Origin of the sequence: Modicisalibacter sp. MOD 31.J, assembly GCF_020147985.1 — a bacterium.
In the GTDB taxonomy this organism is placed as follows: Bacteria; Pseudomonadota; Gammaproteobacteria; order Pseudomonadales; family Halomonadaceae; genus Modicisalibacter; species Modicisalibacter coralii.
Genome location: NZ_JAGXFF010000003.1, coordinates 437,970 through 458,034 on the forward strand (window position 1 = coordinate 437,970; position 20,065 = coordinate 458,034).

A 20,065-nucleotide genomic window follows, 5' to 3' on the forward strand; every position below is an offset into this window, starting at 1 on the left:
CCGGGTTAGGCCGCCGCCGGACTCTTTCGGTGCGGGGGTTGGCCACGACGCGATCCCGTGCAGCGGATCCGAATGCATCCCGGGCATGGCTCCCGGGGGACGAGTATCTCCAGGAGGTGGCATGGACTCTAGCCAAAACGCTACGTCGCAGCGGGTGGACGCCTACTTGGCCGAGGCCCGGCCGCTGGAAAGTGGTGACCTTCACCATCTCCATCAGCTTGCCGTCAGTGTCTTCTGGCCCCATCGGGCGCGAGACCTGAGGCTGCTGATGTCGCTGGGGCAGGGCTATCTCGCCCTGGACGAGATCGAGCGCGTCCTGGCGTCCGGCATGTATTTCGAGATGGGCACGGACTTCGCCATGATCGGCATGATGATGACCGCCCCACGACTGCAGACGCGCGGCGCTGGGCGTTGGTTGCTGGATCGGATCCTGGCCGACTGTGCCGGTCGTGATCTGCGCCTGAATGCGACCCGCCAGGCCTATCGGCTCTATGCGAGTGTCGGTTTCGTGCCGGTGGTCACGGTCCACCAGCGCCAGGGGCCGGTGCGTGCGGAAGGGGTGCCCGAGACACCCACGGCGTATCCCGTGCGGGCCCTGCAGGATGACGATGCGCCGGCGCTGCGAGCGCTCGACCGCGTGGCCTTCGGCGCCGAACGCCGCGACGTGCTGGAGGCGCTCTTCACGGTCAGCGAGGGCACGGTGGCCGTGCGCGACGGGACGCCCGCGGGGTTCGCCCTGATCCGCGACTTCGGCCGGGGGCGAGTGATCGGGCCGGTGGTGGCGGAAGACGAGGCGATGGCGATGGCGCTGATTGCGCCACTGATCCGGCGTCATCCGGGGCGGTTCCTGCGCATCGACACGTCCTGCGACAGCCGGGTCTTCGTCGATTTTCTGACCGCCGCGGGGCTCCACGAGTACGACACCGTCACCCAGATGCGGTTGGGCAAGCAACGAGGCGGCGACGGGCACGTGCAAACGTTCGGCCTGGCTGCGCATACCCTCGGTTGAGGGGACGATATCGGGCCGCTGCGCTCGTGACTCGTATGCCCGGGCGGCCGCATCGCGGGCAAGGCCGCCGTCAGGCAGGAAGCAGCGCGCCGCCGGCGGCGAGGATGAGCACCACCAGCCAGGCCGGCGCCTTCCAGACGCCGAGCAGCACGAAGCCCGTCAGCACCAGCAGGAACTCGGCCGAGCCCTGGACCGTGCCGGTCCACAAGGGCTGATAGAGCACCGCGCCGAGGATGCCCACCACGGCGGCGTTGGCCCCTCGGATCGACCCCTGCATGCCGCTCAGCCGACGCAGGCGATTCCAGTGGGGCAGGGCGGCCAGCAGCAGCAACAGCCCGGGCAAGAAGATCATGCCCAGCGCCACGCCAGCCCCCAGCAAAGGATTGTCCAGCGGGGCGATCACCGCCCCCAGGTAGGCGGCAAAGGTGAACAGCGGGCCGGGGACCGCCTGTGCGGCCCCATAACCGGCCAGGAACGCCTCCTGGGGAACCCAGCCGGGCTGCACCACTTCGCTTTCCAGCAGCGGCAGCACCACGTGCCCCCCACCGAAGACCAGCGCCCCGGCCCGGTAGAAGGCATCCAGCATCCGTGTCCAGGGCGCCGGCTCCAGCCAGACCAGCAGCGGAAGGCCGACGAACAGCGCCAGGGCGAATGCCAGGGCGGCGTGTCCCGCGCGTCGTGACAGCGGCATGATGGCGATCGGCGGGGCCGACGCACTCGACGTGCGGCAGAGCAGCATGCCGCCGAGCGCGCCGGCCAGGATGGCGGCGAGCTGGCCGAGCGGTCCGCCGACCAGCGTGACCATGGCGACGGCGGCCAGCGCGATGGCGCTGCGCCGTCGATCCGGGCATAGGGTCCGGGCCATGCCCAGCACGGCGTGTGCCACGACGGCCACCGCGGCGAGTTTCAGACCCTCGAGGAGGCCCTCGCCGAGCGGCGCGTCGAGGCGTGCCGCGCCCAGGGCGAAGAGCGTCATCAGCACGGCGGAGGGCAGGGTGAAGGCCAGCCAGGCGGCGGCCGCCCCCCGGCACCCGGCGCGCATCAGCCCCAGCGCGAAACCGACCTGGCTGCTGGCCGGCCCGGGCAGGAACTGGCAGAGCGCCACCAGGTCGGCATAATCGCGTTCCGTCAGCCAGCGGCGACGTTCGACGAACTCGCTGCGGAAGTAGCCCAGATGGGCGATGGGGCCGCCGAACGACGTCAGGCCGAGCATCAGGAAGGCCTTGAAGACCTCGCCGGGCGACCCGGCGGTACGCTGCTCCGGCATGGGCACTGCTCCCGCTTCTGTCCAAACCGTCGACGATGCGGTGCGGCGGTGACGACCGTGTGACAGTGTGGCATGAAGCCATGGTGGCCGCAGTGCGAACATGTGCGCGCTCTTTGCAATACTTGAAAATTCATGTGATATTGCCTGTAATGGATGCCGAGACGCATCAATAACAACGACAACCGAGGTAGGACCCATGACGAAGAAGACAGTCGTGCCGGGCATCGCGTGCCTGGCCGGGGCCATCGGCCTGGCGGGCGTGCTGGCGAGTCCGCTGGCCGCCGCCGGCGACATCACCCTCAGCTATGCCTTCATCTCGCCCACCAGCACCTTCCCCGGCGTGCAGATGGAGCACTGGGCCGAGGAAATCGAGCGTCGCACCGATGGCCGCGTGACCGTGAACACCTTTCCCGGTGGCACGCTGCTGACCGCCGACAACATGTACGACGGCGTGCGTAGCGGCGTCGCCGACATCGGCCTGTCGATCACCTCCTACGAACCCAACCGCTTTCCGCTGCTCAACCTGGCCGGCAGCCTGACCGGGCTGCAGGTCGATTCGAGCGTGGCCAGCCAGACCGTCTACGAGCTGATTCAGGAATTCCCGCCCGAGCAACTCGGACTCGAGGATTTCAAGGTCATCACCGCCTTCACCGCCGAGCCGGGCTACTTGCAGACCAAGGACCCGGTGACGTCCCTCGAGGCGCTGCAAGGTCAGGAGATCCGGGTCCCCGGCGATGCCACCGACGTCCTGGCGGCATTGGGCGGCGTGCCGATCGCCCTGGCGCAGTCGGATACCGGCGAGGCGCTGCAGGCCGGCGTCGTCGACGGCTACGTGAGCTCCCGGGAGGTGCTGATGGATCTGCGCTACGCGCGGACCGTCAAGTACGTCACCGACTACCCCCTGACCAACGCCGTGCTGGTGGCGGTCATGAACCGCCAGCGCTGGGAGTCGCTGCCCAAGGACGTGCAGGCGGTCATCGATGACCTGGGGCCGGAAATGGCCCGCTATGCCGGTGACTACCTCGATGGCCACGTCGCCGAGTCGCTGGCGTGGGCGCGCAAGGAGGAAGGGGTCGAGGTGCTGCCCCTGAGCGAGGCCGAAGCGGCCCGCTGGGACGAACGCCTGGCGCCGGTCAACCAGCAGCGCCTGACCCGCGTGGCCGAGATGGGCCTTCCCGCCGAGGCGTTCGAGACGCGCATGCTCGAGCTGTTCGACCACTATCGGCAGAGCGATGGCGTCCGGGACTGAGCCCGGCGACATGCGCCTAGAGGAGGTCTCGATCATGTATCGCTTCTCGCTTGTGGTCAGTCGGTCGTTGCTCGTCCTCGCCGGGGCGGCGTTGCTGGCGATGACGCTGCTGGTGGTGGCCAACATCGTGCTGCGTCAGGTGTCGGCGTCGTTCGGCGGCACCACCGAGGTCGTCGGCTGGCTGACGGCCGCCGTGGTGTCCCTGTCGCTGGCCCATGCCCAGTCGAAGAAGGCCCACATCGAGCTGGATCTGGTGGTCGCCCGCCTGCCGCGGCGGCTGCAGACCGGTGTACAGGCCCTGGTGCTGCTGGCGAGCCTCGCGTTCTTCGCCATGGTGGCTTACCAGCTGTGGCACTACGGCCTGCTCGCCATGCAGCGCGACACGGTATCGCAATCCCTGCGCCTGGCGATCTATCCCATCATCTATCTGGTCGCTTTCGGCTTCTCTGCGTTCTGCCTGGTGCTGCTGACGGACCTGATGGCGTGCCTGACCCGGAGGGTGCGGACATGAGCCTGACCCTGATGGCCCTGGTCGGCGTGCTGGCGCTGTTCGGCCTGATCGTCCTGCAGATGCCGATCAGCTTCGCCATGTTCATCGTCGGCTTCTTCGGCATGCTCGGCATCACCAGTCCACTGGCGGCCTACAACATCGTCAGCTCGGGGATCTGGGAACAGCTCTCGGCGTATTCGCTGAGCGTGATACCGCTGTTCGTGTTCATGGGCGAGTTGCTGTTTCGCTCGGGCATTACCGAAAAGCTGTTCGCCGCCGCCTATGCCTGGACGGGGCACCGCCGGGGCTCGATGGCCACCACCACGATCCTGAGCAGCGCCGGTTTCGCCGCGGTGTGCGGGTCCAATACGGCGACCGCGGCCACGGTGGGCACCATCGCCCTGCCGGAGATGAAGAAGTTCGGCTACCAGAAGGCGCTGAGCGCCGGGAGCGTGGCCACCGGCGGTACCCTGGGCGTGATCATCCCGCCCAGTGCGGTGCTGGTGGTGATCGCCCTGCAGGCCCAACTGGCGATTCGCGATCTGTTCGTCGCCAGCATCGTGCCCGGGCTGATCCTGATGCTGCTCTTCGTGCTGACCATCGCCTATCTCTGCTGGCGCGATCCGTCGCTGGCGCCGGCCGGTCAGCGCTCCACCTGGCGCGCCCGCCTGGCATCTCTCCAGGGGCTGACGGAGATCGCCGCGCTCTTCATGCTGGTGCTGGGCGGATTGTTCGCCGGTTGGTTCACCTCCACCGAGGCCGCGGCCGTGGGCTGCGTGGGCGCCATGATCGTCGTCGGCCTGCGCGGGCGGTTGTCCTGGGCGGTGCTACGGGGCTCGCTGAGCCACTCGCTGGCGACCTCGGCGATGATCCTGATGCTGGTGACCGGCGCGGTGGTCTTCGGCCGCTTCCTGACCGTGACCCGGCTGCCCTTCATGGTCGGCGAGTGGGCGGCCGCGCTACCCCTGCCGGCAATACTGGTGATGGCCTGCGTGCTGCTGATCTATGTCATCGGCGGGGCGCTGATGGATGCCATGGGGTTCTTGATCATCTCGATCCCGATCTTCTTTCCGGTCGCGCTGGCGCTGGGCTACGACCCGGTATGGTTCGGCATCATGGTCTGCATCGTGACCAGCATGGGGGCGATCACGCCGCCGGTGGGCGTCAACGCCTTCATCGTCAAGCGTCTCGATCCCGAGCTTGGCATCGGCGAGATCTTCCGTGGCGTCGGCTACTTTCTGATGCCCTATCTGTTGTGTATCGCCTTGCTGCTGCTGGTGCCCGGGCTGGTGACCTTCGTCCTCTGAGGGCTGGTGGCCGTCCATTTTTTACACAAAAACTTGAAAATTCATGTGATAAGTCAATGAAATCGCCCAAGTCCGTACTCGTTCAATCCCTGGATCTCGGCACCGGCCCCGCGCGGGTCGTGGTCAAGGACAGCATCGACATCGCCGGCCAGCCCACCCGCGCCGGTTGCGAGGCGCTGGCCGAGGTCCCGGCGGCGACGCGTCATGCGGCGATCGTCGAGCGCACCCTGGCCGCGGGCTACCGCATCGTCGGCAAGGCCAACCTGCACGAGCTGGCGTTCGGCATGAGCGGGCTCAACGCCTGGACCGGAACGCCCGACAACCCGCGCTTCCCGGCGCTGATCCCGGGCGGCTCGTCCAGCGGCTCGGCGGCGGCGGTCGCCGCGGGGCTGGCGGAGATCGGCATCGGCACCGATACCGGCGGCTCGATCCGGGTACCCGCGGCGTGCTGCGGCGTCTACGGGCTCAAGCCCACCTTCGGCCGGCTCGACCGCCGGGGCGTCATGCCGGCGCACAGCAGTCTCGACTGCGTGGGGCCGCTGAGCGCCGATCTCGACACCCTCATCGCGTTCATGGCGGCGGTCGATCCCACGTTCGACGCCACCGCCGCTGGCGGTGCGCCGCCCCGGCTGGGAGCGCTGGACGTCGATGCCGATCCGGCAATCCACGGGGCGGTCGCGGCCTGTCTGGAAAGCGCCGGGCTGGACGCTACCACGCGATCCTTGCCGCTGATGGACGAGGCCTACGCGGCGGGCATGGCGCTGATCAATCGCGAGACCTATCTCGCCTGCCGGCCCTGGCTGGATAGCGGCCGCCTGGGTGCCGATGTCGAGCGCCGCCTGCGTGCCGCCGCCGAGACCACCGACGCCGAGGTGCGCGAGGCCGAGGCGGTGCGCCGCGCCTTCGCCGCCGCCGTGGACCGGCTGCTCGAGACCCACGCGGTGCTGGCGCTGCCGACGCTGCCGCATTTTCCGCTGACCCGCGCCGCCGCCGAGGGCGGGCAGCAGGACCTGACCATCTCGGCCCTGGTGCGGCCCTTCAACCTGTCGGGGCATCCCGCCCTGAGCCTGCCCCTGGCGCCGGATCGCGACCGCCCGGTGAGCCTGCAGCTGGTCGGCCGGCGCGGCGACGACGCCGGGGTCTGCCGGGCTGCGCGCCACCTGCTCGGCACACGCCCGGCGGCAACCCCCACAACCACAGGAGATGCGTATGTACAGCCTGGTCGATAAGGCCCAATGGGGCGGCGAGGCGCGTTTCGATGCGCTGCTCGACGAGATTCGTCAGCGCCGCGAGGAGTTCGAGGCGCAACGGCATATCTCGGCGGACATCGTCGACGCGTTCAAGGCTATCGGGGTCTACCGCGCCCTGGTGCCCAAGCGCTACGGCGGCGACGAGAAATCCCCCATCGAGTTCCTGAAGATGGTCGAGGCGATCTCGGCGGCCGACGGGGCCGCCGGCTGGGTGGCGAGTTTCGGCATGAATCCCGCCTACCTGGCCGCGCTGCCCGAGGCAACCATCACCCGGATCTGGGCGGACTCCCCGGACGTGGTGTTCGCCGGCGGCATCTTTCCGCCGCATCCCGCCGAGCGGGTCGATCGCGGCTACCGCATCAAGGGTCGCTGGAAGTTCGCCAGCGGCTGCATGGGCGCGACCCTGTGCGGCGTCGGCATCCAGCCCGACGAGCCCGATGCCGCGCCGCGCATGGCGGTGCTCCCCCCCGACCGGGTACGCATCGATCCCACCTGGAACATGGTCGGCATGGTCGCCACCGGCAGCCACGACCTGGTGGTGGACGACGCCTACGTCGCCGAGGAGTGGACCTTCGTGCGCGGCGCCCGGGCGACCATCGATGCCCCTTTCTTCCGTTACCCGGCGCTGGCCTTCGCCGCCCAGGTGCTGGCGGTGACCACCCTGGGCCTGGCCCGCGAGGCGCTCGACGTGATGCGGGCCTCGGCCGGGGGGCGCAAGTCGGTCACCGGTGCGCCCAACCTCGGCGAGCGCGAATACGCCCAGATCGGCCTGGCCAAGGCCGAGGCCCAGGTGCGTGCCGCCCGCGCCTTCTTCTACGAGAGCACCGAGGCCGCCTGGCATGCCGTCGAGGCGGGCGGCGAGCCGAGTCGCGACCAGATCAACCTGCTGCGCCTGTCCACCACCCACCTGACCCGGGAGTGTGCCGAGGCGATCCGCGGCGTGTACCAGCTCAGCGGCATGAGCGGTGCCGACAACGGGCATCCGCTGTCGCGCATCCTGCGCGACTCGATGCTGTGTACCCAGCACGCCTTCATGGGCGAGATCACCTGGAAGAACGCCGGCGCCATCTTCTTCGACCACGACCCGCTGCCGGGCTACCTGTGAGCCGGGCCAACCACTCGCTAACGGAGAACCACCACATGCAACATCGCGTACTGTTCTGCTGCGGCATCAACCAGAACTTCATGAACGCCACCGCCGACGAGGCCAAGCAGGTCTGGGAAGCCACCCGCACCATGCTGCAGGGCATCGACGGTCTGCCCGGCGTCACCATCCTGGGGATCATGGACGACGACCGCATCCAGGTCGGCCCCTCCCTCGCCGCGCCCTGGACCTTCTACATCATGGCCGACGTCGAGACCTACGAAGCCATCGTCGACGCCTGCAACTTCTTCCGCACCACCCCGGTGGGGGACGGTACCTACAAGCTCTGGAAATACTGCCGTGTCGAGGCGCGCATCGGCCGCGAACTCGTCGTCCCCGAGTGACGGACAGCGTCCCCGACGCTTCCAGAAAGACGTGTCACGACAGACGTTTCGACAACGACCCGACAACCGCTAGCGCGAGGCCATCATGACGATCGACAACAGGATCGACCTCGTCCCTGAACCGGATGAACTGGTGTTCAGGGACCACATCCGCACCCCCATGTACGACGACCCGGCGCTGTTCGACGCCGAGATGGAACGCATCTTCAAGAAGACCTGGGTGTGGGTCGCTCACGAGAGCGAAATTCCCGACAAGGGCTCGTTCAAGCTGTCCCAGGTGGGGCGCGACCCGGTGATCGTGGTGCGCGACCGCAAGGGCAAGATCCACGTCATGATCAACCGCTGCCGCCACCGGGCGGCCACGGTGTGCGAGGTCAAGCAGGGCAAGACCGCCTCGTTCCAGTGCCCCTACCACGGCTGGGGCTACGCCCTGGACGGCTCGCTGCGCGCGCTGCCCTATCCCGAGCAGTACGGCGACGACTTCGACAAGGCGCAGCACGGCCTGCTCAAGCTGCGCACCGAATCCTACGCCGGGATGATCTTCGCCACCTTCGACGAGCAGGCCGAGCCGCTGCTCGATTTTCTCGGCCCGGTGACCCACTGGATCGACCTGTTCATGAAGCAGGGCGCGGGCTACCCGGTCAAGGTGCTCGGCGAGCATCAGTTCAGCGTGCCGATGAACTGGAAGATCCAGCTCGAGAACACCACCGACGCCTATCACTTCCCGGTGGTGCACAAGTCGTTCCTGCAGTCGCTGGACGACGAGACCGAGGCGGTCTTCTCGTTCCTCGACCAGGGCAAGGGCTACGTCGAGGATCTCGGCAACGGCCACTCGGTGATGGTGATGATCCCCGAGCTGGTGGATCTCGAGGACAACCTCGACGCGCCGATTCCCGAGCGCTTCCAGGCCCTGGCCCAGGAACTGCGCGACACCGGCCATGACGAGCCGCAGGTGCGGCGCATCGTGCGCGCCGTGGGCGGCGCCGGCTTCAACCTCAACCTGTTCCCCAACGTGTCGTTCTCGCTGGCCTTCTTCCGCGTGCTGACGCCGGTGAGCGTCGATCGCACCGACATCCGCCACATCGCCATCGGCATGGACGGCGGTCCCGAGGCCGCCAACCGCGTGCGAATGCGGCTGCACGAGCACTTCCAGGGCCCCATGGGGTTCGGCTCGCCCGACGACGCCGAGGTGTGGGAGCGCATCCAGCGCGGCGTCCAGGGCGGGGCGGAGCTGCCCATCCTGATCAACCGCGGCCTCGACGACGAGCAACCCGGCGAGGCGGGCCCGCGCGGGCATATCAGTGCCGAGACCGGCATGCGCGCGGCGTACGACATGTGGAAAAGGATGATGCAGCCATGAACACCCCAGCCGATACCCGGAACGACTCCCTGCTGTGGGACGCCCAGGCCTTCATCTGGGCCGAGGCGGACATGCTCGACCGCCGCGACTACGAGGCGTGGCTCGCCCTGTGGAGCGACGACGGCTTCTATACCCTGCCGATCGGCGATACCCGGGACTTCGACGACGCGCTCAACCTGTGCCACGACGACGCCCACATGCGGCGCGAGCGCATCACGCGCTTCCAGCAGGGCTTCTCGATCTCCTCGGCGCCGCCGGCGCGCACCGTGCGCACGCTGTCGCGCTTCGTGATCGAGGCGGTCGACGGCGACGACGTCAGGGTGCGCTGTGCCGAACACCTGATCGAGGACAAGTTCGGTCGCCAGCGCGTCTGGGCCGCCGACCTCACCTACACCCTAATCGTCACCCCGGGCGGCTTCCAGATCCGCCACAAGGTGGCACGTCTGCTCAACTCCGACGGGATGCTGAATTCGTTCAGCTATTTGTTCTGATGACGCTACCTGCCCCCGACAAGATCCACACCGCCGTGGTCACCGGCGGCGCCCGCGGCTTCGGCGCCGAGGCGGTGCGTGCCCTGCATCGCGCCGGCTTCCGGGTGGTGATCTCCGACATCGACCCCGAGCCGGCCGCGGCGCTGGCCAGCGAGCTGGATCTCTCCGGCGAGACCGCGATCACCGCGACCCTCGACGTGACCCGTCCCGACGACTTCCAGGCCGTGCTCGACAAGTGCCTCGAGCGCTGGGGCTCGGTGGAGGTGCTGGTCAACAACGCCGCACGCACTGCGGTCCAGGGCGTGCTGGAGATCGACCCCGCGGACTTCAACGCCGTGCTCGCCACCAACGCCGGCGGCACCTTCGCCGGCAGCCAGATCTTCGGCCGCCACTTCAAGGCCCGGGGCTACGGACGCATCGTCAATCTGGCCTCGCTGGCGGGACAGAACGGCGGCACCGCGACCGGCGCCCACTACGCCGCGTCCAAGGGCGCCATCCTGACCCTGACCAAGATCTTCGCCCGTGACCTGGCGCCCTTCGGCGTCACCTGCAATGCGATTGCCCCCGGACCGATGGACACGCCCATGGTGCGTTCGGTGCTGGGCGACAACCTCGAGCAGGCCCTCGCCAATATCCCGGTGGGCCGACTCGGCGACCCGCCCTTCGTCGCCGAGCTGGTGGCGCTGCTGGCCGGCCCCAGGGCGGCCTTCGTCAACGGCGCCTGCTGGGACGTCAACGGCGGAATCTACATGAGGTGATGCCAATGGAGACGCCAAAAGAGCGCTTGACGCTGACCATCGACGAACGCATCGACGAGCCGGGCAATATCGCCAGACTGCGGCTGCGCGCCGCCGACGGCGCCCCGCTGCCGCCGTTCACCGCCGGTGCCCACCTGGACGTGCACATCCGCGACGCCGGTGTCGACCTGTGGCGGCAGTACTCGCTGTGTTCCGACCCGGCGGAGACCGCCTTCTACGAGATCGGCGTGCTGCGCGACCCCAACAGTCGCGGTGGTTCGAAAACCCTGCACCGCATCGTGCGAACCGGCGGCACCCTCGAGGTCGAGGGACCGAAGAATCACTTTCCGCTCAACGAGGCGGCCCCCCAGAGCCTGCTGTTCGGTGGCGGCATCGGGGTGACGCCGATGATCGCCATGGCCCGGCGGCTGCACGCGCTGGGGCGGGATTTCACGCTGCACTACTGCACGCGTTCGCGGCAGGCCACCGCCTTCCGCGACGCGGTGGCGGCCGCCGGCCTGGCCGATGCCGTGGTCTATCACCACGACGACGACCCGGCGACCCGGCTCGACCTGGATGCCGCGCTGGCCGAGGCCGATGCCGGGGTCAACGTCTACGTGTGCGGTCCGCCGGGCTTCATGGACTGGGTGATCGGGCGCGCCGGTGCCTTCGGTATCGACGATGCCCGCATTCACCGGGAGTTCTTCTCCGCCGACGTCGATGTCTCGGGCGAGGCCTTCGAGGTGGTCGCCGAACGTTCCGGCGTCACCGTCCACGTGGGCGCCGAGGACACCATCGCCAAGGCGCTGGCGCGGGCCGGGGTCATGGTCGAGGTGAAATGCGAGGAGGGCGTGTGCGGCACCTGCGTGACCGACGTCCTCGACGGCGAGATCGATCATCGCGACCACTTTCTCACCGCCGACGAGCGCGAGGAGGGCGACCAGATGTGTGTCTGCTGTTCCCGGGCCCGAGGCAAGCGACTCGTTCTCGATCTCTGAATCCACCAAGGAACACAACAATGCCAACCGTTCACGTCTACATGATCGCGGGGCGCACCCCGACCCAGAAGGAATCCCTGATTCGTCAGGTGACCGATGCCGTCGCCGACTCCCTCGATGCACCGCCGGCCAACGTGCGCGTGATCATCAGCGAGATACCCAAGAGCGACTACGGCATCGGCGGCGAGACCGCCGAGCGCCTGGGCCGCTGAACAGCGTCTGACGACCGCAACGGAGAGTTGCCGATGAGCTTCGATACGAGAGATTTCCGCAGCGCGCTGGGCAAGTTCGCCACCGGGGTGACGGTGATCACCGCCCGCGATGGCGAGACGCACCACGGCGTGACCGCCAGCAGCTTCAACTCGGTGTCGATGGATCCGCCGCTGATCCTGTGGAGCATCGACAAGGGGGCCTACAGCCTCGATGTCTACCGCCACGCCGAACACTTCGTGGTCAACGTGCTCGGCAACGAGCAGGTCGACATCTCCAACCGCTTCGCCCGCCGCGGCGAGGACAAGTTCGCCGGTATCGCCATCGACGAGGGCCTGGGTGGCGTCGCCCGGGTGACGGGGGCCGCGGCCCATTTCGAGTGCCGGACCTGGAACGTCTACGAGGGCGGCGATCACCTGATCATCGTCGGTGAAGTGCTGCGCTACGCCTACCGCAAGGAGGGCAGCGCCCTGGTCTTCCACAACGGCCGCTACGCCGTGCCCGAACCGCATCCGCTGATGCTCGACGTCGGCGAGCAGACGGCGCTGGACGGCCGGCTGGGCCGGCACCTGCTCTATCTGATGCGCCAGGCACTGGCCGCCTACCGGGGGGATTTCTACCCGCGGCTCGCCTGCCTCGGCGTCAACGACAACGAGTGGCGGGTGCTGACCCTGCTCGCCGATGGCGGGCCGCTGGCCGCCGAGGTGCTGGCGCGGCGCGTGGCACAACCGCTCGCGGAGCTCGAGGACACCCTCGCGATACTCCGGGAGCGGGGGCTTCTGGGCGTGGACGACTCCCGGGACGTGCATCTCACCGAGGACGGACAGAGCCTGGCGCTGCGTCTGCTGGCGATGGCCGACGACTACGAGCGTCGCCTGTTCGAGAGCCTGGCGCCTAACGAGGCCGATGCCCTCAAGTCGGGGCTGGGGCGTGTGATCGAGCGTCTCGGCGCCCCTTCGTGACCTCTCCGAGCGAGAGGCCAATGTGCAAGCAAGCCAAAAAAGCCAAGCAAACCAAGGAGACCGACCATGTCGGAAGTAACGAGTGCTGAAGTGAACGCCCTGGTGGCGCGTATCGAGACGCTGGAGGCCGAAGCCGAGATCCGCCGCCTGCAGGCGCGCTACATGTTCCTCTGCGACACGCCGATCCCCGAGTACGGAGTGACCAACGACGCCGAACGCATCGACCGGATCATGGCGCTGTATACCGAGGATGCCGTCTGGGAAGGCGTCGGCGAGTACTACGACGACCAGTTCGGGCGGGCCGAGGGCGCGGCGGCGATCCGGCGGCATTTCGAGGGTTTCTGGAAGCAGGACGCGGACCCCAAGCTGCTGCTCAACGTCCACTATCTGACCTCGGAGCAGATCCATGTGCGCGGCGACGTCGCCGAAGGTCAGTGGGTCCACTGCCAGCCCTGGATCTTCTCCAACGGCAAGGCGCTGCTGCGCTCGTCGCGGCTCAACAATGCCTTCCGCAAGGAGCCCGACGGGCAGTGGAAGATCACCCGCACGCGCACCGAGAACGTCTTCGTGGCGCCGCTGCAGGAAGGCTGGGCGACGGACTATCCCAGCGAGTCGGTGCTGCTCAAGGACTGAGGAGGCATCATGGCACACGAATTCGTGTACACGGCCAACCCGGCGCGTATTCTCTTCGGGCCCGGCAGCCGGGCCCGAATCGCCGACGAGATCCGCCGCCTGGCGTGCCGCCGGGCGCTGGTGCTCTCCACGCCCACCCGCCGCGACGCGGCGCTCGAGCTCCAGACCCGGCTCGGCGAGCTGGCCACGGGGGTGTTCAGCGAGGCCGCCATGCATACCCCGGTGGCGGTGACCGAGCGGGCCATGGCGGCGTTCGCGCAGGCCGATGCCGACTGTGTCGTCGCGCTGGGCGGTGGCTCCACCGTGGGCCTGGCCAAGGCGATCGCCCACCGCAACGACGCCCCGCAGATCGTGGTGGCGACCACCTACGCCGGCTCCGAGGTCACGCCGATCCTGGGGCAGACCGAGAACGGCGTGAAGACCACGCTCAAGGGCCCCGGCATCCTGCCTGAGGTGGTGATCTACGACGCCGAGCTCACCCTCGAGCTGCCACCGGCGATCAGCGTGACCAGTGGCCTTAACGCCATGGCGCACGCGGTGGAGGGGCTCTACGCCCGCGACCGCAACCCGCTGACCGGGCGGATGGCCGTGGAGGGGCTCGACAGCCTGAAGCGGGCACTGCCGGCGATCGTCGAGCATCCGCGGGATCTCGAGGCGCGCAGCGACGCGCTCTACGGTGCCTGGCTGTGCGGCAGCGTGCTGGGCAGCGTGGGCATGTCGCTGCACCACAAGCTGTGCCACACCCTGGGTGGCAGCTTCGATCTGCCCCACGCCGAGACCCACGCCGTGCTGCTGCCGCATACCGCCGCCTACAACGCCGAGGCGGCGGCCGATGTCCTGGCGCCGGCGGCGCGCCTGTTCGGTGGCGAGCTGGGTGGCGGCCTCCACGACTTCGCCGCCGGCCTGGGCGCACCGCTGACCCTCGAGGCCCTGGGGCTGCGCGAGTCCGATCTGGACCGTGCCGCCGAGCTGGCGGTCATGAACCCCTACTGGAACCCGCGTCCCATCGAGCGCGACGCCATCCGCGAGCTGCTGGGCCGCGCCTGGCGTGGCGAGCGCCCGGTGTAAGGCCGCGTTCCCGTATCGAGGCCCGGTCACCGGGCCGACAAGGAGGAGAGAGCATGCCCCGGATCGACTATTTCACCGAAGCCAACTCCGTCGAGGCGGTCAACGCGCGCATGGGCGAGGCGACCGACCCGCGGCTGCGCGAGGTCATGGCGGCGCTGGTTCGCCACCTGCACGACTTCGTCAAGGAGGTCGGGCTGACCCAGCGCGAATGGGAGGCGGCGATCGACTTTCTGACCCGCACCGGCCAGTTGTGCGATGCCGAGCGCCAGGAGTTCATCCTGCTCTCCGATACCCTCGGCGTCTCCATGCTGGTGGACGCCATCGCCCACCGCCGCCCGGCGGGCGCCACCGAGAACACGGTGTTCGGCCCCTTCCACGTCGACGGCGCCCCGGAGCTGCCCATGGGCAGCGGCATCTCGCTGGATGGCAAGGGCGAATCGTGCCGCTACACGGGCCGCGTGCTGGACCTGGAAGGCCGGCCCCTCGCCGGCGCGCGCCTCGATGTCTGGTCGGACAACAGCGAGGGCTTCTACGACGTCCAGCAGCCCGGCCGGCAGCCGAAATGGAACAACCGCGGCGTGTTCGTCACCGGCCCCGACGGCCGCTACGACTTCGTCGGCATCAAGCCGGTCTCCTATCCGATCCCCGACGACGGGCCGGTGGGCAACATGCTGGCGCGTCTCGGGCGTCATCCCTGGCGGCCGGCCCACATGCACTTTCTGATCACCCACCCGGATCACGAGCGGATCGTCACCCATACCTTCGTCTCGGGCGACGACTACCTGACCTCGGATGCCGTCTTCGGCGTCAAGGAAGCGTTGATCGTGGATTATCGAAAAGCCACGGCGGGGGACACGACATGGCAGGTGGATTTCGATTTCGTCATGGTCGGCGCCCGCGACGACTGACGGGAGCGTCCGGCCGGCGGCTTTCGAAAGAGGCCGGGGTCGGCCTGCCGGACGGTGGCGCCAAGCGGCTGATGCGGGCCGCTCGGCGCGCCCTGGTTTTATTTCAAATAACTGTTTTTAAAGGAATTATTGGTTCCAATTTGGGATAACGCCGGCAGTCTGGATGTGCTTATCATCGAGTTTGACGCGTTGTCGATTCCAACAATCATAATACGAAGGCATAGAACAATGAGTGTGACCTCCTCTCCTGCGATGACCTCGACGGAGCTCCGGCGCGGCGCTCTGGGTGTCGGCTTCATCATCTTCTTCGTGGTTTCCGCGGCGAGCCCCTTCAGCGTGCTCGCGGGCGGCTTTCCCATCGGTATCATGCTCGGCAACGGCGCCGGGACGCCGTCACTGATCGTGCTGGTACTGCTCATTCTGCTGCTGTTCTCGGTGGGCTACACCACCATGTCGCGCTACGTGACCAACGCGGGCGGCTTCTACGCCTTCTCGGCGAAAGGCCTGGGGCCGGTCTCCGGCGGGGCGGTCGCGGGGCTGGCGGTCTTCGCCTACAACATCCTGCAGATCGGGATCTACGGCATGTTCGGCGGTGTCGCCGCGGGGAGCATGAGCGCGGTCTTCGACGTGAGCCTGCCCTGGTGGATCTATTCGCTGATCGCGATGGCGAGCATTGCCCTGCTCGGCTATCGGCAGATCGATCTTTCGGCCAAGTTGCTGTGCTTCATCGTCATGGCCGAGTACGCGGTCATCCTGATCCTGGATATCGCGATTGTTTCCAGCGGCGGGGACAGTGGCGTCGACTTTGCCGCTTTCCAGCCCGAGCATATCTTCAGTGGCGCCCCCTCGATCGGCATGCTGTTCTGCTTCGCGGCGTTCATCGGCTTCGAGGCGACCACCATCTATGGCGAGGAAGCGAAGAACCCCCGCCGCGACATTCCGCTGGCCACCTACGCCTCGATCCTGCTGATCGGCTGTTTCTATGCCCTGTCGACCTGGTCGATGATCATCGGCGTGGGGTCCGACAAGATCGTGACGACCCTGCAGGGACTCCAGGATCCCACCACCCTGATCTACACCCTGTCTGACCACTATGTGGGGGGCTGGCTCACGCACATCGCCCGCGTGCTGTTCCTGATCAGCCTCTATGCCGGCCTGCTGGCCTTCCACAACTCGGCGGCGCGCTACTTCTACGCCATCGGTCGCGACGGCCTGCTGCACGACGCCCTGGGGACGACGCACGCCGTTCACCAGAGCCCGCACGTCGGTTCGCTCCTGCAGACCCTGATCGCGGCGACCGCGGTGATGATCTTCGCCGCCTGCGGCAGCGATCCCATCCTGCAGCTGTTCGCCTGGTTCTCCAGTCTGGCGGCGCTGTCGTTGATCCTGCTGATGGCCATCACCTCGCTGGCGGTGACGCTCTACTTCCAACGCCATCCCGAGCTGAACGTCGGGGTCTGGCGCGGACGAATCCTGCCGGCCATCTCCGGTCTGCTGCTGCTCGCCGTGATGGTGATCGCGGTCATCCACTTCGACGTGCTGACCGGGTCGAGCCAGCTGCTCTCCTACGGGCTCTGCGTGCTCATCCTGGTGGCGCTCGGCGTGGGCGGGATGCTGGCGATACGCCTGCGTCGGCTGGCTCCGGCGCGGTTCGAGCAGATCGGCGCCCAGCGAATCTAGACGGCGATTTCCACCACATGCAGAAAAAGGACGAGCGTCATGCGTGACCATGAACTAGTGATCGGTGGCGACAGCGTGCCGGGTGACGACGGGCACTTCGCGGTGATCGACCCGGCCAGCGGTCAGGCCTTCGCGCGCTGCCCGGCGGGTTCCCCCGCGCAGTTGGATCGCGCGGTCGATGCCGCCCGGGCCGCCTGTGGCGAGTGGCAGGCCCTGAGCCACGCACAACGCTGCGAGGCGCTCGGCCGCATCGCCGACGACATCGAGCGCGAAGCGGACGAACTGGCGCGGCTGATCGTTCGCGAGCAGGGCAAGCCGCTGGTGCTGGCCCAGTCGGAAATCGCCGGCGGCGTGGCCTGGACGCGCTACGCGGCGGGCCAGGAGATCCCGGTGGAATGGATCGAGGAGACGCCCACCCAGCGTATCGAGCTGCACCACCGGCCGGTGGGGGTGGTGGCCTCGATCACGCCCTGGAACTGGCCCTTCATGATCGCGGTGTGGCACATCATGCCGGCGCTGCGGGCGGGCAACTGCGTGGTGAGCAAGCCCTCCAGCCTGACCCCGCTGAGCACGATCCGGCTGGTGGAGATCATCGCCCGCCACGTGCCGCGGGGCGTGATCAACGTGGTCACCGGGCAGCAGGGCCTGGGTAGCGCGATTACCGGCCATCCGGGCATCGACAAGATCGTCTTCACCGGCTCCACCGAGACCGGGCAGCGCGTCATGCGAGCCTCGGCCGGTAATCTCAAGCGCCTGACCCTGGAACTGGGCGGCAACGACGCCGCCATCGTGCTGCCGGAGACGCCGGTAGCGGCGGTGGCCGAGGAAATCTTCCAGGCGGCCTTTCTCAACATGGGCCAGACCTGCTCGGCGCTGAAGCGGCTCTACGTCCACGAATCCCAGTATCGTGAATTCGCCGAGGCGTTGGCCGACATCGCGCGGCGCCAGGTGGTCGGCGATGGCCTGGAGGCGGGCGCGACCTTCGGCCCGGTGCAGAATGCCGACCAGCTCGCACTGGTCAGCGAACTCGTCGACGACGCCCGCGCCCAGGGCGCCGAGGTGCTGTGCGGCGGCGAGCGCCTGGACCGCCCCGGTTTCTTCTATCCGCCGACCATCGTCACCGGCGTCAGCGACGGTCAGCGCCTGGTGGACGAGGAGCAGTTCGGTCCGGTACTGCCGGTGATCGCCTATACCGACGTCGAGGACGCCCTGCGCCGCGCCAACGCCTCGTCGATGGGGCTGGGCGGCTCGGTCTGGGGCAGCGACGAGGTCCGTGCCCAGGCCGTTGCCAGCCGCCTGGAAAGTGGCGTGGCGTGGGTCAACTGCCACGCGCAGATCCAGCCCAATACGCCCTTCGGCGGTTGCAAGATGTCCGGTTTCGGCGTCGAGTTCGGCCTCCAGGGGCTGCTCGAGTTCACCACGCCGCAACTGCACTACGTCCGGACGTTCCCGACGAAATGAGCGCGCCGGGCCAGCCGCCCTTCGCGCAGGCGCGACCGGCTGTTCCGGTGGTCGGTTCCCACGTCACAACAACAACACCGACAAGGTACTCTCATGACACTTCTCAAGACGACCCGGTTCGCCGGCGGTCTCGCCGTGCTGGGCTTCACGCTCGCGCAGACCGGCACCGCACAGGCCTACGAACTGCTGTCGAGCCCCGACGGTGCCCTCAACCTCGACGTGCTGGCCGTGCATGGCTGGATGCACAGCCGCAAGAATTACGACAATTACGACGGCCGCAGCGGTGGCTCGAGCTGGCGCGAGGGCTTCGCCAAGTACGGCTTCAGTGGCCATCGCACACTGGGTGGCACCGGCGATGTCTACGGTGCCCTCGACTGGGTCAGCTCCGCCACCTGGGGCGATGGTGACGCCGGCGGCAACAGCGTCGGCTCGGAGCGGCGCACCTCGCTCGAGGAAGCCTATCTGGGCTGGCGATCGGGCGAGCGCTTTCCCTTCCTCGGCACGGATGGGCTGGATCTCTCCGCCGGCCGGCAGGTGGTCCAGCTCGGCAAGGGCTTCATCATCAACGACGACGGCCTGAATCTCGGCGAGGGGCCGGCCGGGGGCGCCCTCGATCGCGGCGGCGCTTACTACCTGGCGGCGCGGCACGCCTTCGACCGCACCGCGGTGGCACGCATCGGCGGTGACCGCGGCCTGCACGGCACGGCCGCCTGGCTCGCCTCGGACAACCGCGCCCAGGCGGACACCGAGCTGCTCGCCGGTACCCTCGACTACACCGGTGAGGCCGGTACCCTCGGCCTGACCGCGGTGCACGGGCTCGACGTCGACGACGCCTGGGCCGACGACTTCCTGCGCCAGCGCGACGGCATGAACGTCTACAGCCTGCGCGGCGACAGCGACCTCGGCATCGCCAATGCCGACTTCGCCTTCGAGTACGCCCGCCAGTACAAGGATGCCGGCACCGAGACCGCCTGGTACGGCCAGGCCCGGTACACCTTCGCGGACCTCGCCTGGACGCCGACGCTGACCTACCGCTACACCCGCTACTCGGCGGATTGGGACTCGCTGTTCACCGGCCAGAACAGTCCCGATCTGGGCACCTGGTTCCAGGGCGAGGTGGCCTCCAACTATGCGGGCATCTTCGCGCGCAACACGGGAATCCATCATGTCGGCCTGAGCCTCAGCCCGACGCAAAGCTTGTCCCTGGGAGCGCTGTTCTTCGACTTCACTACCCTGGAGCACCGCGATGCGCGTAATCTGGATGCTCGGGAGCTGGACCTGTACGCGAGCTGGATGGCGACCGAGCATATTGCCGTCAGCCCCCTGGTGGGCTTCTACAAGCCCGACAAGAGCGCGGCCGATGGGGGCACCCAGGTCGGGGATAACGATACCAATGTGTATGCGCAGTTGGTGCTGGCGGCGTTCTTCTGAGGGATCGGCATGACGAGAGGCCGCCAAGCCGTGGCTCGACAGGCGGCAGCGGCCAACCGGCGAGTG

The 20,065-nt window shown here is 68.1% G+C and carries 20 protein-coding genes; 19 read left to right on the top strand and 1 reads right to left on the bottom strand.

Annotated elements, in window-relative coordinates; all coding sequences use genetic code 11:
* The first annotated feature begins 121 nt into the window (after positions 1–121).
* The gene (locus tag KGR00_RS12640) at positions 122–1,009 is read left to right on the top strand and encodes a GNAT family N-acetyltransferase (protein ID WP_224418406.1); all 888 of its coding nucleotides are present in this window, start codon (positions 122–124) and stop codon (positions 1,007–1,009) included.
* 70 nt (positions 1,010–1,079) lie between these two features.
* Here KGR00_RS12640 and chrA read toward each other — a convergent pair whose 3' ends face one another.
* Complete coding sequence (chrA, locus tag KGR00_RS12645; protein ID WP_224418405.1) at positions 1,080–2,276, bottom strand: chromate efflux transporter; 1,197 nt, start codon at positions 2,274–2,276, stop codon at positions 1,080–1,082.
* A 196-nt stretch (positions 2,277–2,472) separates the two neighbouring features.
* Here chrA and KGR00_RS12650 point away from each other — a divergent pair, with 196 nt between their 5' ends.
* The 18 genes from KGR00_RS12650 to KGR00_RS12735 all read left to right on the top strand — a co-directional run bounded on the left by KGR00_RS12650 (position 2,473) and on the right by KGR00_RS12735 (position 19,999).
* Positions 2,473–3,525: a TRAP transporter substrate-binding protein gene (locus tag KGR00_RS12650; protein ID WP_129139683.1), complete on the top strand. Its 1,053-nt coding sequence runs from the start codon at positions 2,473–2,475 to the stop codon at positions 3,523–3,525.
* Positions 3,526–3,559: 34 nt separating this feature from the next.
* Positions 3,560–4,036 (top strand): TRAP transporter small permease, encoded by a 477-nt coding sequence (locus KGR00_RS12655; RefSeq protein ID WP_129139812.1) that lies wholly within the window; start codon positions 3,560–3,562, stop codon positions 4,034–4,036.
* Positions 4,033–5,322 (top strand): TRAP transporter large permease, encoded by a 1,290-nt coding sequence (locus KGR00_RS12660; RefSeq protein WP_224418404.1) that lies wholly within the window; start codon positions 4,033–4,035, stop codon positions 5,320–5,322. The genes KGR00_RS12655 and KGR00_RS12660 overlap by 4 nt, the downstream gene beginning before the upstream one ends.
* Positions 5,323–5,378: 56 nt before the next feature.
* Positions 5,379–6,551, top strand: coding sequence for an amidase (locus KGR00_RS12665; RefSeq protein ID WP_224424440.1), 1,173 nt, complete (start codon positions 5,379–5,381; stop codon positions 6,549–6,551).
* Positions 6,532–7,677, top strand: coding sequence for an acyl-CoA dehydrogenase family protein (locus KGR00_RS12670; protein WP_224418402.1), 1,146 nt, complete (start codon positions 6,532–6,534; stop codon positions 7,675–7,677). The genes KGR00_RS12665 and KGR00_RS12670 overlap by 20 nt, the downstream gene beginning before the upstream one ends.
* 35 nt (positions 7,678–7,712) lie before the next feature.
* Entirely contained in the window at positions 7,713–8,060 is a 348-nt protein-coding gene (locus KGR00_RS12675) for an IacB protein (protein WP_224418401.1), read from the top strand.
* 85 nt (positions 8,061–8,145) lie between these two features.
* Positions 8,146–9,420: an aromatic ring-hydroxylating dioxygenase subunit alpha gene (locus KGR00_RS12680; protein WP_224418400.1), complete on the top strand. Its 1,275-nt coding sequence runs from the start codon at positions 8,146–8,148 to the stop codon at positions 9,418–9,420.
* Positions 9,417–9,911, top strand: a complete 495-nt coding sequence (locus tag KGR00_RS12685) for an aromatic-ring-hydroxylating dioxygenase subunit beta (RefSeq protein WP_224418399.1) — start codon at positions 9,417–9,419, stop codon at positions 9,909–9,911. Before KGR00_RS12680 ends, KGR00_RS12685 begins: the two co-directional genes overlap by 4 nt.
* Positions 9,911–10,669 (top strand): SDR family oxidoreductase, encoded by a 759-nt coding sequence (locus KGR00_RS12690; protein WP_224418398.1) that lies wholly within the window; start codon positions 9,911–9,913, stop codon positions 10,667–10,669. Before KGR00_RS12685 ends, KGR00_RS12690 begins: the two co-directional genes overlap by 1 nt.
* A 5-nt stretch (positions 10,670–10,674) precedes the next feature.
* Positions 10,675–11,646, top strand: coding sequence for a PDR/VanB family oxidoreductase (locus KGR00_RS12695; RefSeq protein ID WP_224418397.1), 972 nt, complete (start codon positions 10,675–10,677; stop codon positions 11,644–11,646).
* A 20-nt stretch (positions 11,647–11,666) separates the two neighbouring features.
* Positions 11,667–11,858, top strand: a complete 192-nt coding sequence (locus KGR00_RS12700; RefSeq protein WP_129139674.1) for a 2-hydroxymuconate tautomerase — start codon at positions 11,667–11,669, stop codon at positions 11,856–11,858.
* A 33-nt stretch (positions 11,859–11,891) separates the two neighbouring features.
* Entirely contained in the window at positions 11,892–12,818 is a 927-nt protein-coding gene (locus KGR00_RS12705; protein WP_224418396.1) for a flavin reductase, read from the top strand.
* Between the two features lie 66 nt (positions 12,819–12,884).
* A complete protein-coding gene (locus KGR00_RS12710) occupies positions 12,885–13,451 on the top strand; it encodes a nuclear transport factor 2 family protein (RefSeq protein WP_224418395.1) in 567 nt (188 codons plus the stop codon).
* Between the two features lie 9 nt (positions 13,452–13,460).
* Positions 13,461–14,519 (top strand): maleylacetate reductase, encoded by a 1,059-nt coding sequence (locus tag KGR00_RS12715; protein WP_224418394.1) that lies wholly within the window; start codon positions 13,461–13,463, stop codon positions 14,517–14,519.
* A gap of 53 nt (positions 14,520–14,572) precedes the next feature.
* The gene (locus KGR00_RS12720; RefSeq protein ID WP_224418393.1) at positions 14,573–15,427 is read left to right on the top strand and encodes an intradiol ring-cleavage dioxygenase; all 855 of its coding nucleotides are present in this window, start codon (positions 14,573–14,575) and stop codon (positions 15,425–15,427) included.
* Positions 15,428–15,655: 228 nt separating this feature from the next.
* Positions 15,656–17,107 (top strand): APC family permease, encoded by a 1,452-nt coding sequence (locus KGR00_RS12725; protein ID WP_129139669.1) that lies wholly within the window; start codon positions 15,656–15,658, stop codon positions 17,105–17,107.
* A gap of 39 nt (positions 17,108–17,146) precedes the next feature.
* Positions 17,147–18,568, top strand: a complete 1,422-nt coding sequence (locus KGR00_RS12730) for an aldehyde dehydrogenase family protein (protein ID WP_224418392.1) — start codon at positions 17,147–17,149, stop codon at positions 18,566–18,568.
* Positions 18,569–18,661: 93 nt separating this feature from the next.
* Positions 18,662–19,999, top strand: coding sequence for an alginate export family protein (locus KGR00_RS12735; protein WP_224418391.1), 1,338 nt, complete (start codon positions 18,662–18,664; stop codon positions 19,997–19,999).
* Positions 20,000–20,065 lie beyond the last annotated feature (66 nt).